Here is a 15,587-nt window from a genome sequence, read left to right on the forward strand (position 1 = left end):
CTCTCTCACTCGAGTCCTTTCGACATGAAACGAGCATCGCGCGCCACTGGCGTCTCTAGATTCCTACTCCTGGGCCTGGGCGTAATCATCGCCCTGCTCGGCTTGGCGCTGGCCGTTGGCGGCGCCAAACTGGTCAGCCTCGGCGGTTCCTGGTACTTCCTGGTCGGGGGCATGGCCATGGCGGTTTCCGGCCTGTTGATTGCCCGGCAAAAAACCGCAGGTGCATGGCTGTTCGCGGCGTTCCTGATCGGCACGGCCATCTGGGCGGTGGCGGATGTGGGCCTGGTGTTCTGGCCGCTGTTCTCGCGGCTGTTCATGTTTGCGGCCATCGGCCTGGTGGTGGCGCTGGTGTATCCGCTGCTGGCCGGCCGACCTGCGCGCGGCGCTTATGGCGTTGCCGCCGTGTTGGCGGTGGGCGTGGCGGTGGCGGCGGGCAATATGTTCGTCGCCCATCCCAGCGTCGCGCCGACCGGTGCAGGCCCAGGCATCACGCCCGTGGCCGCGGCCGACGCGCAGAAAGACTGGGCCCACTATGGCAACACCGAAGGGGGCAGCCGCTTCGCCGCGCTGGACCAGATCAACCGCGACACTGTCGATAAGCTCAAGGTGGCCTGGACGTATCACACCGGTGACGTGGCCCTCAGCGACGGCAACGGCGCCGAAGACCAGCTCACGCCCCTGCAGATCGGCAACAAGGTGTTTATCTGCACGCCCCACAACAACCTGATCGCCCTCGATGCCGACACCGGCAAAGAGCTGTGGAAGAACGAAGTCAACGCCAAGTCGGCGGTGTGGCAGCGTTGCCGGGGCATGGCGTATTTCGACGCCACCGCGCCGATTGCCCAGCCGACCCAGCCCAACAGCTCGCCGATCATCGCCGCCAGCGTTCCCGCCGGTGCGCAGTGCCAGCGCCGCTTGCTGACCAACACCATCGATGCGCGCCTGATCGCCGTGGATGCCGACACCGGCAAATTCTGCGAAGACTTCGGCACCCACGGCCAGGTGGACCTGAAAGCCGGCCTGGGCAATGTGCCGGACAGCTACTACCAGCTGTCGTCCGCGCCGTTGATCGCCGGGACTACCGTAGTGGTGGGCGGCCGCGTTGCGGATAACGTCCAAACCGACATGCCCGGCGGCGTGATCCGTGGCTTTGACGTGATCAGCGGGCAAATGCGCTGGGCGTTCGACCCGGGCAACCCGGAAGACAAACAGGCCCCGACCGGCGACAAGACCTACGTGCGCAGCACGCCCAACAGCTGGGCGCCGATGTCCTACGACCCGTTGATGAACACGGTCTTCCTGCCGATGGGCAGCTCGTCCACCGATATCTACGGCGTGGAACGCACCCAGCTCAACCACAAATACGGCGCTTCGGTATTGGCGCTGGATGCCTCCACCGGTGCTGAAAAGTGGGTGTACCAGACCGTCCACAATGACCTGTGGGACTTCGACCTGCCGATGCAGCCGAGCCTGATCGACTTCACCCCACCGGGCAGCGACAAGGCGGTACCGGCGGTGGTGATCGGCACCAAGGCCGGGCAGATCTATGTACTCGACCGCGCCACCGGCCAGCCGCTGACCGAGGTCAAGGAAGTCCCGGTCAAGGCCGCGAACATCCCCAACGAACCCTACTCGCCGACCCAGCCGAAATCCGTGGGCATGCCGCAGATCGGCGCACAGACCCTGAGCGAGTCGGACATGTGGGGCGCCACCCCGTACGACCAGTTGCTGTGCCGCATAGACTTCAAGGGCATGCGCTACGACGGCCTGTACACCGCGCCGGGCACGGATAAATCCCTGAGTTTCCCCGGCTCCCTGGGCGGCATGAACTGGGGCAGTATTTCCACCGACCCGGTGCATGGCTTTATCTTCGTCAACGACATGCGCCTGGGCCTGTGGATCCAGATGCTGCCGTCGCAGAACAAGGCCCAGGCCGCTTCCGGTGGCGAAGCGCTGAACACCGGCATGGGCGCAGTCCCGCTCAAGGGCACGCCGTATGCGGTGAACAAAAACCGCTTCCTGTCGGTGGCCGGCATTCCGTGCCAGGCGCCGCCGTTCGGCACCCTCACCGCCATCGACATGAAGACCCAGAAAGTCGCGTGGCAAGTGCCGGTGGGCACCGTTGAAGACACCGGCCCCCTGGGCATCCGCATGCACCTGCCGATCAAGATCGGCCTGCCGACCCTCGGCGGCACGCTGTCGACCCAGGGCGGCCTGATCTTTATCGCCGGCACCCAGGACTTCTACCTGCGCGCTTTCAACAGCGGCAACGGTGATGAAATCTGGAAGGCCCGCCTGCCCGTCGGCAGCCAGGGCGGCCCGATGACCTACGTGTCGCCGAAAACCGGCAAGCAGTACATCGTGATCACCGCCGGCGGTGCGCGCCAGTCCACCGACCGTGGCGACTACGTGATCGCCTACGCCCTGCCATAACCCCCTCCTGGCGCGGTGCCCCTGCACCGCGCCTTCTGCTTTGGAAGACTCCGCATGACCCCCTCTTCTCATCTTTCCCTTGGGCGTCTGTTGCTCGGCCTGGCCCTGGGCGCCGCCCTGCCCGCTCAAGCCGACGACACCACCCTGACCGGCGACTGGGGCGGCCTGCGCCGTGAGCTCGACGAGCAAGGCATCCGCTTTACCGGCGACTACAGCGGCGAGACCGCCTATAACGCCCACGGCGGCCAGCACCGTTCGGCGCGTTACTCGCAAAACCTCAAGCTGGGCGTGCAGTTCGACCTGGGCAAACTCTACGGTTTCAACAATGGCGACCGCATCCAACTGACCCTCAACGACCGCCGCGGCAACAGCGCCTCCGAAGACCTGGTGGGCAACCGCCTGCCGATCCAGGAAAACTACGGCGGCCTCTACACCCGTCTCACCGAGCTGAGCTACGAGCGTACGTTGTTCACCCCGGCGCTGAACCTCAAACTTGGCTATATGGCCATGGGCAACGATCTCGGCGGACTGGACAGCGGCATCCTGTGCACCTTCATGAACGCCGGGTTCTGCGGGCATCCGCTGAACATGTCCGGCGGCAGCGGCTGGACCAACTACCCGAACGCACGCCTGGGCGCCCGGGTGAAATACGACTTGTCACCTGCATGGCAACTGCGCGTGGCCGCCTTCAATGTCGACCCCGACAGCAATGGCGATTCCAGCCGCGCCTGGAAGCTGAGCCCCAAGCACACCACCGGCACCGTAGTGCCGATCGAGTTGGTATACAAACACGCAGGCCCCCTGCCGGGTGAATACAAACTGGGCTATTACTACGACAGCTCCGACGTCAAGCGCATCGGCAGCGATGACAAGGTCAGCGGTCGCGGCGGCCACTACCTGCTGATCGACCAGGCCGTATGGGCTTCCGACGCATCCGCCGGTCGCAGCCTGCATGCCTTCGGCCAATACTCCGCTGCCAGCGAAGCGGCCTCGCCGTTCAGCAAGTGGTACGGCGCAGGCGTGGTGTTGTACAAACCCTTCGAAGGCCGGCCGCGCGACACCCTATCCCTGGGGTACGGGCGCGCCGTGCCCAACCCGCGCAGCCGTGACGTGCAGGAACTGGCCGCCTTCAACGCCGGCTCGACCTACCCCAACCTCGACAACGCCGAACAACTGATCGAACTCAGCTACGGCTACCAGGCCACGCCGTGGCTGAACCTACGCCCGGATGTGCAATACATCATCGAGCCGGGGGCGTTTTCGGGGGATAACATCGACAATGCGCTGGTGCTGGGATTGCAGGTTAAGGCGACGTTCTGACTTGCCCGTGCGCAAACGCCAGGCCAACAACAAAACCCAAGCTGCCGTCAAAGCCTCCTTGCTGGGATGACTCTTTTAGCCCTGCTGATACTCGCGGGGCGTGCAACCAAACTCGCGGCGAAACACCGTATGCAGGTACTGCGCCGACTTGAACCCGCACTTGGCGGCAATATCGGCTATCGCCAGTTCGTGGCTTTCCAGGCCCTTGGCGGCGGCGGCGAGTTTGAAACGCAGGATCTCGTCATGCACGCTGCAGCCGCGCACCTTGCGAAAATGCGCTTCCAGGGATGAACGCGACACGCCGACATAGGCCGCCACCTGCGCCGTCTTGATGCCCTGACAGGCGTACTGGCGGATAAACAGCAGCGCCTGCATCACGTACGGATTACCCAAGGGTTGATGCAGGCTGGAGGCCTGAACGTTGATGGCCTCCGGCGGCACCAGGACCTGCGTGCCCACGCACGGTTTGCCGTGCAGCATCTGGTGCAGCAAGGCGGCGGCCGTGCGTCCCATGGTTTCCGTGCCCTGGATCACCGAACTCAGCGGCACCCGCGTGAGGGTGCGGGTCAGGGGGTCGTTGTCGATGCCGATCAACGCCACTTGCTCCGGCACGGCGATGCCGGCAGTCAGGCAGGCTTGCAGCAATTGCCGGGCGCGGGCGTCGGTGACGGCGATGATGCCGATGGGCTTGGGCAGGCTGTGCAGCCAGGCAATCTGTTGCTCCACCGCGCTGTCCCACAACGGCGCGCTGGTGCCCAGGCCGCGATACACCTCGACGTGCAGACCATCTCGTTGCAGCAGGCGGCGAAAGGCTTTTTCACGCTCCTGGGCCCAGCGATTGGCCTGGGCCTCGGGCAGGCTGAAACAGGCGAACCGAGTCAGGCCAGCTTCGATCAAGTGTTCGTAAGCCAACTTCATCAATGCGTGGTTATCGGTCGCCACATAGGGAATGCCCTTGGGATAGGCGCGCGCGTCTTCATAGGAGCCCCCCACCGCCACCACCGGCAACGTGCTGTCGGCCAACGCTTCGCCGATCAGCGGGTCGTCGAAGTCGGCAATGATGCCGTCGCCCTGCCAGCGCTCGATACCGCGCAGGCGACAGAGAAAATCCTCCTCGAGGAACAGATCCCAGGACACGCGGGTGCTGCTCAGGTAATTGCCGATGCCGGCGATGATGCCGCGGTCGTAGATTTTGCTGCCGTTGAACAACAGGGCAATACGGTGGACGGGCGGTAGGGTTTTCATTGTTTTTGTCCTCGGGCCTGTGGCAACAGACTAGCCCTCGCCGGTCAAAATCGCACTACACCTTGGTGATTTTCATAATCAGCGGGCCGAGTGCCGTTGCTAGTATCCAGACACCGCCAAGAACAATAAGGAAAACGCCATGCTGTACTTCCCCGGTGTCGAGAAGGTTCGCTTCGAAGGCCCCAGCAGCGATGCCCCCCTCGCCTTTCGCCATTACGACGCCAACAAGCTGATCCTCGGCAAACCGATGCGCGAGCACCTGCGCATGGCCGCGTGTTATTGGCACACCTTCGTGTGGCCCGGCGCCGATATGTTCGGTATGGGCACCTTCAAGCGGCCGTGGCAGCGCAGTGGCGAGCCGATGGACGTGGCCATCGGTAAGGCAGAGGCGGCCTTCGAGTTTTTTTCCAAGCTGGGCATCGACTACTACAGTTTTCACGACACCGATGTGGCGCCGGAAGGCAGTTCGCTCAAGGAGTACCGCAACCACTTTGCGCAGATGGTCGACCACCTGGAGCGCCATCAGGAACAGACCGGCATCAAGTTGCTGTGGGGCACCGCCAACTGCTTCAGCAACCCGCGTTTTGCCGCCGGTGCCGCCAGTAACCCGGACCCGGAGGTGTTTGCCTACGCCGCTGCCCAGGTGTTCAGCGCGATGAACGCCACGCTGCGACTCAAGGGCGCCAATTACGTGCTGTGGGGCGGCCGTGAAGGTTATGAAACCCTGCTCAACACCGATCTCAAGCGCGAGCGCGAACAGCTCGGGCGTTTTATGCGCATGGTGGTGGAGCACAAGCACAAGATCGGCTTCAAGGGCGACCTGCTGATCGAGCCCAAGCCCCAGGAGCCGACCAAGCATCAGTACGATTACGACAGCGCCACGGTGTTCGGCTTTTTGCATGAGTACGGCCTGGAGCATGAGATCAAGGTGAATATCGAGGCCAACCACGCCACCCTGGCCGGGCACAGTTTCCATCACGAGATTGCCACGGCCGTGTCCCTGGGCATTTTCGGCAGCATCGACGCCAACCGGGGCGACCCGCAGAACGGCTGGGACACCGACCAATTCCCCAACAGCGTCGAGGAGATGACCCTCGCCACCTATGAAATCCTCAAGGCCGGTGGTTTCAAGAATGGCGGCTACAATTTCGACTCCAAGGTACGCCGCCAGAGCCTGGACGAGGTCGACCTGTTCCACGGCCATGTCGCCGCCATGGATGTACTCGCCCTGGCGTTGGAACGTGCGGCGGCCATGGTGCAGAACGACCAGTTGCAGCAGTTCAAGGACCAGCGCTATGCCGGCTGGCAGCAGCCGCTGGGCCAGGCCGTGCTGGCGGGTGAGTTCAGCCTGGAGTCCCTGGCCGAACACGCGTTTGCCCACGAACTGAACCCGCAGGCCGTGAGTGGTCGGCAGGAGATGCTGGAGGGGGTGGTCAACCGGTTTATTTATCGGTGACAGTGTGGTGAGCGGGTTTGTTGTGATGAGCGGGGTTGGTGTGGTGAGAGGCTTATTGTGGTGAGGGGGCTTGTTGTGGTGAGCGGGCTTGCCCCGCGCTGGGGCGCGAAGCGGCCCCATTGCAGGCGATGTGTTTTTAGCTGACACACCGAGGTGCCTGGGTTTGGGGCTGCTTCGCAGCCCAGCGCGGGGCAAGCCCGCTCACCACAATAAGCCCGCTCACCACACTAAACCCATTCACCAAGACAAGCCCATTCACCACAAAAGTCCTGTTCACCACAAAAGCCCGGCTTGCCACAACACGCCGGTTAGCCACACCTACAGTGTTCGCCTAGAGTCTTCACCCAGTGTCTTTCCAACAACAATAAAAGGACGCACCACCATGAAGTCATTCAAACGTACCCTGCTCGCCACCGCCCTGGCCCTGTTCGCACTGCCGGTGATGGCCGATTCCGCCCACCCGAAAATCGGTTTTTCCATCGACGACCTGCGCCTGGAACGCTGGTCCCGTGACCGTGACTACTTCGTCGCCGCCGCAGAAAAACTCGATGCCAAGGTCTTTGTGCAGTCCGCCGATGCCAACGAGCAGAAGCAGATTTCGCAGATCGAAAACCTGATCTCCCGGGGCGTCGATGTGATCGTGATCGTGCCGTTCAACGCCACCGTGCTGACCAACGCGGTCGCCGAAGCCAAGAAAGCCGGGATCAAGGTGGTGTCCTATGACCGCCTGATTCTCAACGCGGACATCGATGCCTACATCTCCTTCGATAACGAAAAAGTCGGTGAGATGCAGGCCAACGGCGTGCTGCAGGCGGCGCCCAAGGGCAACTACTTCCTGCTCGGCGGCGCGCCCACCGACAACAACGCCAAGGTACTGCGCGAAGGCCAGATGAAGGTGCTGCAACCGGCCATCGACAAGGGCGACATCAAGATTGTCGGCCAGCAGTGGGTCAAGGAATGGAACCCCACCGAAGCCCTGAGCATCGTCGAGAACGCCCTGACCCGTAACAGCAACAAGATCGACGCCATCGTCGCCTCCAATGACGCCACCGCCGGCGGTGCGATCCAGGCCCTGGCCGCCCAGAAGCTGGCGGGCAAGGTACCGATCTCCGGCCAGGACGCCGACCTCGCCGCCGTCAAGCGCGTGATCGACGGTACCCAGACCATGACCGTATACAAGCCGCTCAAGCTGATCGCCACCGAAGCCGCCAAGCTCTCGGTGCAACTGGCGCGTAACGAGAAGCCCACCTACAGCTCGCAGTACGACAATGGCAGCAAGAAAGTCGACACCATCCTGCTCACCCCGACCCCGCTGACCAAGGCCAATATCGACCTGTTGGAGAAGGACGGGTTCTATACCAAAGAGCAGATCGGCGGGCAGTGACCGCCATGGCCGACTACCTGCTGCAAATGAACGGCATCGTCAAAACCTTTGGCGGGGTCCACGCGCTGAACGGCATCGACATCAAGGTGCGGCCGGGGGAATGCGTCGGCCTGTGCGGCGAGAACGGCGCCGGTAAATCCACCCTGATGAAGGTGCTGTCGGCGGTCTACCCCCATGGCACCTGGGAGGGCGAAATCCTCTGGGATGGGCAGCCGCTCAGGGCCCAGTCCATCAGCGAGACCGAGGCCGCCGGCATCGTCATCATTCACCAGGAACTGACCCTGGTGCCCGACCTGTCGGTGGCCGAGAACATCTTCATGGGCCACGAGCTGACCCTGCCCGGCGGGCGCATGAACTACCCGGCGATGCTGCACCGCGCCGAAGCGTTGATGCGCGAGCTCAAGGTGCCGGACATGAACGTGGCGCTGCCGGTGTCACAGTACGGCGGCGGCTACCAGCAACTGGTGGAAATCGCCAAGGCCCTGAACAAACAGGCGCGCCTGCTGATCCTCGACGAACCCTCCTCGGCCCTGACCCGCTCGGAAATCGAAGTACTGCTGGACATCATCCGCGGCCTCAAGGCCAAGGGCGTGGCCTGCGTGTACATCTCCCACAAGCTCGATGAAGTGGCGGCCGTGTGCGACACCATCACGGTGATTCGCGATGGCAAGCACATCGCGACCACGGCCATGGCCGACATGGACATCCCGCAGATCATCACGCAGATGGTCGGCCGCGAAATGAGCAACCTCTACCCCACCGAGCCCCATGCCATCGGCGAGGTGATTTTCGAAGCGCGCAATGTCACCTGCTATGACGTCGACAACCCCAGGCGCAAGCGCGTCGACGATGTTTCCTTCGTGCTCAAGCGCGGCGAAATCCTCGGGATTGCCGGGCTGGTGGGCGCCGGGCGCACGGAGTTGGTGTCGGCGTTGTTCGGCGCCTACCCCGGCCGCTACAGCGCCGAGGTGTGGCTCGACGGCCAGGTGATCGACACGCGCACGCCGCTCAAATCGATCCGCGCCGGACTGTGCATGGTGCCCGAAGACCGCAAGCGCCAGGGCATCATCCCTGACCTGGGCGTGGGCCAGAACATCACTCTGGCGGTGCTCGATACCTATGCCCACCTGACCCGCATCGATGCCGAGGCAGAACTGGGCAGCATCGACCAGCAGATCGCGCGCATGCACCTCAAGACTGCCAGCCCGTTCCTGCCGATCACCAGCCTGTCCGGTGGCAATCAGCAAAAGGCTGTGCTGGCGAAAATGCTGATGACCAAGCCCAAGGTGCTGATCCTCGACGAGCCCACGCGCGGGGTGGATGTGGGCGCCAAGTATGAGATCTACAAACTGATGGGCGCGCTGGCGGCAGAAGGCGTGTCGATCATCATGGTTTCCTCGGAATTGGCCGAAGTGCTCGGCGTATCCAACCGTGTACTGGTGATCGGCGACGGCCAGTTGCGCGGCGATTTCATCAATGAAGGACTCACCCAGGAACAGGTGCTCGCCGCCGCGCTCAGCCAAAACAATAACAATCGGAAAACCGCGTAGATGAATCAGGTCAAACAGCTGTTCACTCGCTACAAAATGCTCGCCCTGGTGATCGCCGTGGCGTTTATCTGGCTGTTTTTCAGCTGGCAGACCGAGGGCGGCTTCCTCACCCCGCGCAACCTGTCCAACCTGCTGCGGCAGATGTCGATCACCGGCATCCTGGCGTGCGGCATGGTGCTGGTGATCATCAGCGGTGAGATCGATTTATCGGTGGGTTCGTTGCTGGGACTGTTGGGCGGGCTCGCAGCGATCCTGGATGTGGTCTATCACATTCCGCTGCTGGCCAACCTCAGCGTGGTAGCGTTGTGCGGCCTGATGATCGGTTTGGCCAACGGCTACATGACCGCTTACCTGCGCATTCCGTCGTTTATCGTTGGCCTCGGCGGCATGCTCGCGTTTCGCGGGATCCTGCTGGGGATCACCGGCGGCACCACCATCGCGCCGGTGTCGCCGTCGCTGGTGTATGTAGGCCAGGGGTATTTGCCGCATTCGGTGGGGGTTGGCCTTGGGGTCTTGCTGTTTGCCCTGACTCTGTTTTTGACCTGGAAACAACGGCGCAACCGCGCGCTGCATGGCTTGGCGCCGCACGCCATGATGCGCGATGTGCTGCGCGTGGGGGTGATCGGCGCGGTGCTCGCCGGGTTCGTCACCACCCTCAACAGCTACGACGGCATCCCCGTGCCGGTGCTGCTGTTGCTGGTGCTGCTCGGCGTGTTCAGCTACGTCACCAGCCAGACCGTGTTCGGCCGCCGCGTGTACGCGGTGGGCAGCAATATGGAAGCCACGCGCCTGTCGGGCATCAACGTGCAGGCGGTGAAACTGTGGATCTTCGGCATCATGGGCGTGATGTGCGCCCTCGCCGGCCTGGTCAATACTGCGCGTCTCGCGGCGGGCTCACCGTCAGCGGGCAATATGGGCGAGTTGGATGCCATCGCTGCGTGCTTTATTGGTGGTACGTCGATGCGCGGCGGCTCGGGCACGGTGTATGGCGCTTTGCTCGGGGCATTGGTGATTACCAGCCTGGATAACGGCATGTCGATGCTGGACGTGGACAGTTACTGGCAGATGATTGTGAAGGGCAGCATCCTGGTATTGGCGGTGTGGGTGGATGTGAGTACGCGCACGGGTCGGCGCTGACTGTCTCACTTTCCGAGCAACACGGCCCCATCCCCCAGCCGTCCCAACTGATCCCCCGGATTGCGCAACGGGCAATCATCCAGGGACAGGCATCCACAGCCGATACAGCCATCGAGTTGGTCGCGCAGTTGAGTGAGGCTGTTGATGCGCTCACTCAACAGGTCGCGCCAGTGTGTGGAGAGTTGGGTCCAGTCCTTGGCCGTCAACGGCCGTCCTGAAGGCAGTTCGTCCAATGCGTCCTTGATGGCCGCCAAGGGAATGCCCGCGCGCTGTGCGACCTTGATCACCGCGATCCGGCGCAGTACGTCACGCTGATAGCGACGCTGATTGCCGGCGCTGCGTTGGCCGTGGATCAGCCCCTTGGACTCGTAGAAATGCACCGTGGCCACGGTCACGCCGCTGCGCCGGGCCAGTTCGCCCACGCCGAGGGGGATGCGCACATCGATTTTAGCGTCCATCCGGCTCTTGACCTCATCTAAACATGAGGTTTTATAAAGGGTGTCGGCTTGCCTTGGCAAGCCTTCAGCCCTTTGAATCGGAGCCTGCATGGACACACCTCAACCCTCCCCCTCCAACTGGGCCGCGCTGTTGTCCGGTGCCAACGGCGTACGTTCGCTCGCACTGGCCGGCGGCGTGGTGCTGCATGCGATCAACGTGTACATCGCCACCACGATTCTGCCGTCAGTGGTCCAGGACATCGGCGGCATCGACTACTACGCATGGAACACCACGTTATTTGTCGCCGCCTCGATCCTCGGCTCGGCATTGTCGGCGCGCCTGCTTGGCAGCCTCGGGCCGCGTGCGGCGTACCTGGTCGCCAGCCTGGTGTTCGCCGGCGGGGCCTTGGCCTGTGCGTTTGCGCCGTCCATGCCGGTGATGCTCGTGGGGCGGTTGGTGCAGGGACTGGGCGGTGGGTTCTTGTTCGCGCTGTCCTACGCGATGATCCGCTTGGTGTTCGATCAAAGCCTGTGGCCGCGCGCGATGGCGTTGGTGTCGGGGATGTGGGGCGTGGCGACGCTGGTCGGGCCAGCGGTGGGCGGAGTGTTTGCCGAGCTGGGCATATGGCGCGCGGCGTTCTGGTCGTTGATTCCGGTGGCCGGGTTATTCGCGGTGCTGGCGGCGGCGGTCCTGCCCAGGCGCAGCACCGAGAGCGCTGCGCCGACCGCGTTGCCACTCGCCCAACTGGTGCTGCTGACGGCGGCGGTACTGGCGGTGTCGGCCGGCAGTGTCTCGTCCACCCTGCCCCTGAACCTGCTGGGGCTGGCCGTGGCTGCGGTGTTCACCGCGCTGCTGATCGTCACGGAAAGCCGCGCCCGCCATCGACTGTTGCCCGCCGGCGCTTTTCGGATCACCACGGCACTCGGCGCGCTGTACGCGACGATGTCATTGCTGGCGGTGGCCGTGACCAGTGGCGAAATCTTCGTGCCGTTGTTTCTTCAAGTCCTGCACCACCAGTCGCCGCTGGTGGCCGGTTATCTGGCGGCATTGATGGCGGCTGGCTGGACGCTGGGGTCAATCGCCAGCGCGGGTGTGACGGGCAGCAACATTCGACGGGCGATCCTGGCCGGGCCGATCCTGGGCGTGGTGGGCATGGTGGCGCTGGCCATCTTGATGCCCGTCGAAAGCAACGGCAGCGGGCAGACACTCATACCGATCTGCCTGGCGCTTATCCTGATTGGGTTGGGCGTGGGGCTGGCTTGGCCGCACTTGCTGACGCGGGTGTTCCAGGTGGCGCCGGCCGGTGAGCAGGACCTTGCCAGCGCCTCGATTACTACCGTGCAACTGTTCGCCACCGCGTTTGGCGCGGCACTGGCGGGAATGGTCGCCAACGTCGCCGGCCTCACTGAGCCCGGCGGTGTCGAAGGCACCGCGAGCGCGGCGGTGTGGTTGTTTGGGGTGTTTGCGCTGGCGCCCGTGGTGGGTGTTCTGATTGCCAGGCGGGTGGTTCGCATGATCGGTCAGTAGCATGCCAAGCTCACCAATCCCCCTGCCTGAGCACATTTGACTGCATTCCAAGGTTGGATCGAGGTGCTCAGTGCTATTCAAACGCCTGGCGATTCTCAGGCGTGATCAACTTGAACGGCACCCAGACCACCGCCGACTCCAGCACCTCGCCGCGTACCAGGCGCAGTGCGGTGTCCACTGCGCCGCCGGCCTGGCCGGCGGCATCCTGGAACACGCTGACCGCCATCTTGCCCTCAGCCATCAACTTCAAGCCGTCCGGTGTGCCGTCGATGCCGCCGACCCAATAGTCCTTGGCCTGCTTGCCGGCCTTTTCCAGGCCCATGATCGCGCCGATCGCCATTTCATCGTTATTGGCCGCAATGATCGAGAAATCGACGCCCTGCTTGACCCAGTCAATGACAATCGTGGCGGCCTGGCTACGCTCCCAGTTGCCGACTTTTTTCTGTACGACTTTCATACCGGGATATTTGGCGACGACTTTCTCCACGTCCTCGGTGCGCATCAAGGAGGACGCGTTGGCGGGGTCGCCCACCAGAATCACCACGTTGCCCTTGTAACCGGCGCGGCGCGCCAGCTCTTCCATCTGCAACGTACCCGACTCCAGCTCGTTGGAGCCGACAAACGCGGTCTGCGCCGGCCACGTTTGCGGGTTCGGATTGCGGTTGACGAACACCAGCGGGATCTTTGCATCCGAGGCCAACTGCATCATCTGCGCCGCACTTTTGCCGTCGACCATCGCGACGATGATCGCATCCACCTTGGAATTGACCAGGTTGCGGAATTGGCGCATCTGCAGATCGACGCTGTCCTGCCCGTTCTCCATAAAGATGTCGGCGTTCATGACGCTGGCCTGTTGCTGCACCCCGTTGCGCAGCAGGGTCTGGAAGTTATCGTCGTACTTTGCCATGCCCACACCCAGCAAGGGCGTGGCGGCCTGGGCCGGGCCCGGAATGAACAGCGTCGCCCCCAAGGCGAGGATTAACCATGCTTTCATGTTCTGACTCCCGCGGCTCAAACGCTGAAATGATGGAGCAGCTCGCGCTGCACCTTGGCCATGTCCGACAGCTCGTGGCTGCTGATGGCGGACTGCTCGGCGCCGTCTGCCGTCTGCTGGGCCGAATCGTTGATCTGGATGACCATCCGACTGGTTTCCTGCACCGTGGCGCTCTGCTCCTCGGTGGCGGCGGCGATCTGGATATTCATGTCGCGGATACTGTCGACCGAGTCGCTCATCGACAGCAGCAAGTCACCCGCGCCCGAGGCCAGGGACACGCATTGGGTGGACTGCGCCTGGCTTTCGTTCATCACGTGCACCACCGAGTGAATCTTTTCCTGCATGAGCCCGATCATGTCCTGGATTTCGCTGGTCGAGGTCTGGGTACGGCTGGCCAGGGAGCGCACTTCATCGGCCACCACCGCAAAACCGCGTCCCTGCTCGCCGGCACGGGCCGCTTCGATCGCCGCATTCAGGGCGAGCAGGTTGGTCTGTTCGGCAATGGTGCGAATGGCGACAACAATGCCCTCGATATTCTGTCCGTACTTCTGCAACTCATCGGTCACCTGCGTGGCCTTGTTCACCTGGTCGGCCTGCTGGCGGATATTGACGATGGTCTCGGCCACACGCGCCTGCACCTTGTGCGTGAGCTCACTCGTGTCGTCCACGGCCTGGCGGGTGTCCTGCGCACGCCGGGCCACCTCTTCGACCGTGCTTTCCATCTGCGTCATGGCCGAAGCAGCCGATTGCAGGCGGTCCTTCTGTTCATCCACCACACGGGTGGTCTGCTCGCTGTTCAGGGCGTTGCTGCCCGCGGTAACGGCCAGCGCATCGGCAGAGCCGATCAATTCACGGAAGGTTTTGCGCAGGGCCGTGGTCAGTTCGTTCAGGTAACCGCCCAACTCACCGAACTCGTCTTTACGGCTGACATCGAAACTGACCCGCATGTCTCCCGCCGTGAGCGTCTTGAGGACTTCACGAAACGCCGCCAGTGGACGCCGCAGGCTGAAGGCGACCCAGGTACCAATCGCCACCGCCGCCAGCACCGCCAGCACACACGCGATCAACAGCAAGCTGCGGCTGGTGCCGATGGTGGCATTGGCCGACTGGCTGGCCTGGTTGGCGACCTCCAGGGACTGGCTGCCGAACTCGCCGATCCTGTCCAGGGTGGCTTTCAGCGCCGCGTCAACCGCACTGCGTTGCTGCTGCACCTGCGCGGCCAGTTTTGCCTCCACCTGATAAGCCTGGAACAGGCCGTCAGGGGCGGTCAGGTCAGTCAGCAGGCGATTGACCATGACGCCGGCAATCCGCCCGACCCTGGGGTCAATCGCCGCCAGGGCCTGGGCCCGGGTGCTGATCACTTCGTCCTGGAGATTGAGCACACGCTGTAATTTATCAATGGCCGGCGTGACGGTATGAGCCGCGAAGCCATCGTAGGATTTGTTGACTTCCAACAGCAGCTTTTCCGCTGCGGCCACCTGTTGCGGTTCGCCGACACTGCGTGCATGGGCAATGTAATCGCGCAGATAGCTGGTCAGCTGTATCGCCTGTGCACTGCTGTAGCCTTGCAGTTGCCGCGTCAGCGCCAATTGCTGCACGTGTTGCACGTGGGACGCCATCAGCGCCTGCGCCTGCTCGGCGTAGGCCGCGACCTGTTGGCGCTGCTGCGCCAGGTTCGCGCGCAGCGCCTCATGCTCGCCCGTATAGGCAACGGTGCTGTCGAGCAATTGATTGAACTGGGCGATGCTCTCGGTGAACGGTCGCTTGCCGTCCTCGATCTGCTTGGGGTCGGTGCTGATCTGAAGGGCCAGCAACGCCTGGTTGGCGCGCAGGATGTGCACGTATAGCTCACTGGCGGCCCGGCTCAAGGGTGCCGACTCGCCGGTGATAATGTTCAAGCGACTGCTGATGGACTGCGTGTTCTGATAACTGATCCCCGCCATGACTAGCAGTAACAGCACCAACACCGCAAACCCGCCGATCACACGCTGCAATATGGTCATGGCCACCCCTTTTGATTTTTATTCGTTGACCTGAGCGACGACCAGGCGTGCACCTACGAGTTCGGGATCACTCGTGCTGCTAGTGCCTGTATCGGCCAGG

The 15,587-nt window shown here is 63.1% G+C and carries 11 protein-coding genes and 1 pseudogene; 7 read left to right on the top strand and 5 right to left on the bottom strand.

Annotation, left to right across the window (positions count from 1 at the left end):
• Positions 1 to 24 precede the first annotated feature (24 nt).
• Positions 25 to 2,433, top strand: a complete 2,409-nt coding sequence (locus BM416_RS12780; RefSeq protein WP_092488283.1) for a glucose/quinate/shikimate family membrane-bound PQQ-dependent dehydrogenase — start codon at positions 25 to 27, stop codon at positions 2,431 to 2,433.
• A 54-nt stretch (positions 2,434 to 2,487) separates the two neighbouring features.
• Positions 2,488 to 3,753: a carbohydrate porin gene (locus BM416_RS12785; protein WP_092488284.1), complete on the top strand. Its 1,266-nt coding sequence runs from the start codon at positions 2,488 to 2,490 to the stop codon at positions 3,751 to 3,753.
• Between the two features lie 75 nt (positions 3,754 to 3,828).
• On the opposite strand, the gene BM416_RS12790 is transcribed toward BM416_RS12785, so the two are convergent.
• Positions 3,829 to 4,998: a XylR family transcriptional regulator gene (locus tag BM416_RS12790; RefSeq protein ID WP_092488285.1), complete on the bottom strand. Its 1,170-nt coding sequence runs from the start codon at positions 4,996 to 4,998 to the stop codon at positions 3,829 to 3,831.
• Between the two features lie 139 nt (positions 4,999 to 5,137).
• On the opposite strand from BM416_RS12790, the gene xylA reads away from it, so the two are divergent.
• From xylA to BM416_RS12810, 4 genes are all read left to right on the top strand, one after another.
• A complete protein-coding gene (gene xylA, locus BM416_RS12795; protein WP_092488286.1) occupies positions 5,138 to 6,454 on the top strand; it encodes a xylose isomerase in 1,317 nt (438 codons plus the stop codon).
• Positions 6,455 to 6,836: 382 nt separating this feature from the next.
• On the top strand, positions 6,837 to 7,838 hold the full coding sequence (xylF, locus tag BM416_RS12800) for a D-xylose ABC transporter substrate-binding protein (RefSeq protein WP_092488287.1): 1,002 nt from the start codon (positions 6,837 to 6,839) through the stop codon (positions 7,836 to 7,838).
• Between the two features lie 5 nt (positions 7,839 to 7,843).
• Complete coding sequence (gene xylG / locus BM416_RS12805) at positions 7,844 to 9,388, top strand: D-xylose ABC transporter ATP-binding protein (protein WP_175539058.1); 1,545 nt, start codon at positions 7,844 to 7,846, stop codon at positions 9,386 to 9,388.
• Positions 9,389 to 10,525, top strand: a complete 1,137-nt coding sequence (locus tag BM416_RS12810; protein ID WP_092488289.1) for a sugar ABC transporter permease — start codon at positions 9,389 to 9,391, stop codon at positions 10,523 to 10,525.
• A 5-nt stretch (positions 10,526 to 10,530) separates the two neighbouring features.
• On the opposite strand, the gene soxR is transcribed toward BM416_RS12810, so the two are convergent.
• Positions 10,531 to 10,983, bottom strand: coding sequence for a redox-sensitive transcriptional activator SoxR (gene soxR / locus BM416_RS12815; RefSeq protein ID WP_092488290.1), 453 nt, complete (start codon positions 10,981 to 10,983; stop codon positions 10,531 to 10,533).
• Positions 10,984 to 11,071: 88 nt separating this feature from the next.
• Here soxR and BM416_RS12820 point away from each other — a divergent pair, with 88 nt between their 5' ends.
• Positions 11,072 to 12,490 (top strand): MFS transporter, encoded by a 1,419-nt coding sequence (locus BM416_RS12820; RefSeq protein ID WP_092488291.1) that lies wholly within the window; start codon positions 11,072 to 11,074, stop codon positions 12,488 to 12,490.
• 73 nt (positions 12,491 to 12,563) lie between these two features.
• Here the strand turns inward: BM416_RS12820 and BM416_RS12825 are convergent, their stop codons facing one another.
• From BM416_RS12825 to BM416_RS31165, 3 genes and pseudogenes are all read right to left on the bottom strand, one after another.
• A complete protein-coding gene (locus BM416_RS12825) occupies positions 12,564 to 13,484 on the bottom strand; it encodes a substrate-binding domain-containing protein (RefSeq protein ID WP_027603555.1) in 921 nt (306 codons plus the stop codon).
• Positions 13,485 to 13,501: 17 nt separating this feature from the next.
• The gene (locus BM416_RS31160) at positions 13,502 to 14,215 is read right to left on the bottom strand and encodes a methyl-accepting chemotaxis protein (protein ID WP_370737670.1); all 714 of its coding nucleotides are present in this window, start codon (positions 14,213 to 14,215) and stop codon (positions 13,502 to 13,504) included.
• A gap of 144 nt (positions 14,216 to 14,359) precedes the next feature.
• A pseudogene (locus BM416_RS31165) lies at positions 14,360 to 15,487 on the bottom strand (HAMP domain-containing protein); the annotation flags it as partial.
• Between the last annotated feature and the right edge of the window lie 100 nt (positions 15,488 to 15,587).

The organism is Pseudomonas sp. NFACC42-2 (genome assembly GCF_900116055.1).
GTDB lineage: Bacteria > Pseudomonadota > Gammaproteobacteria > Pseudomonadales > Pseudomonadaceae > Aquipseudomonas > Aquipseudomonas marginalis.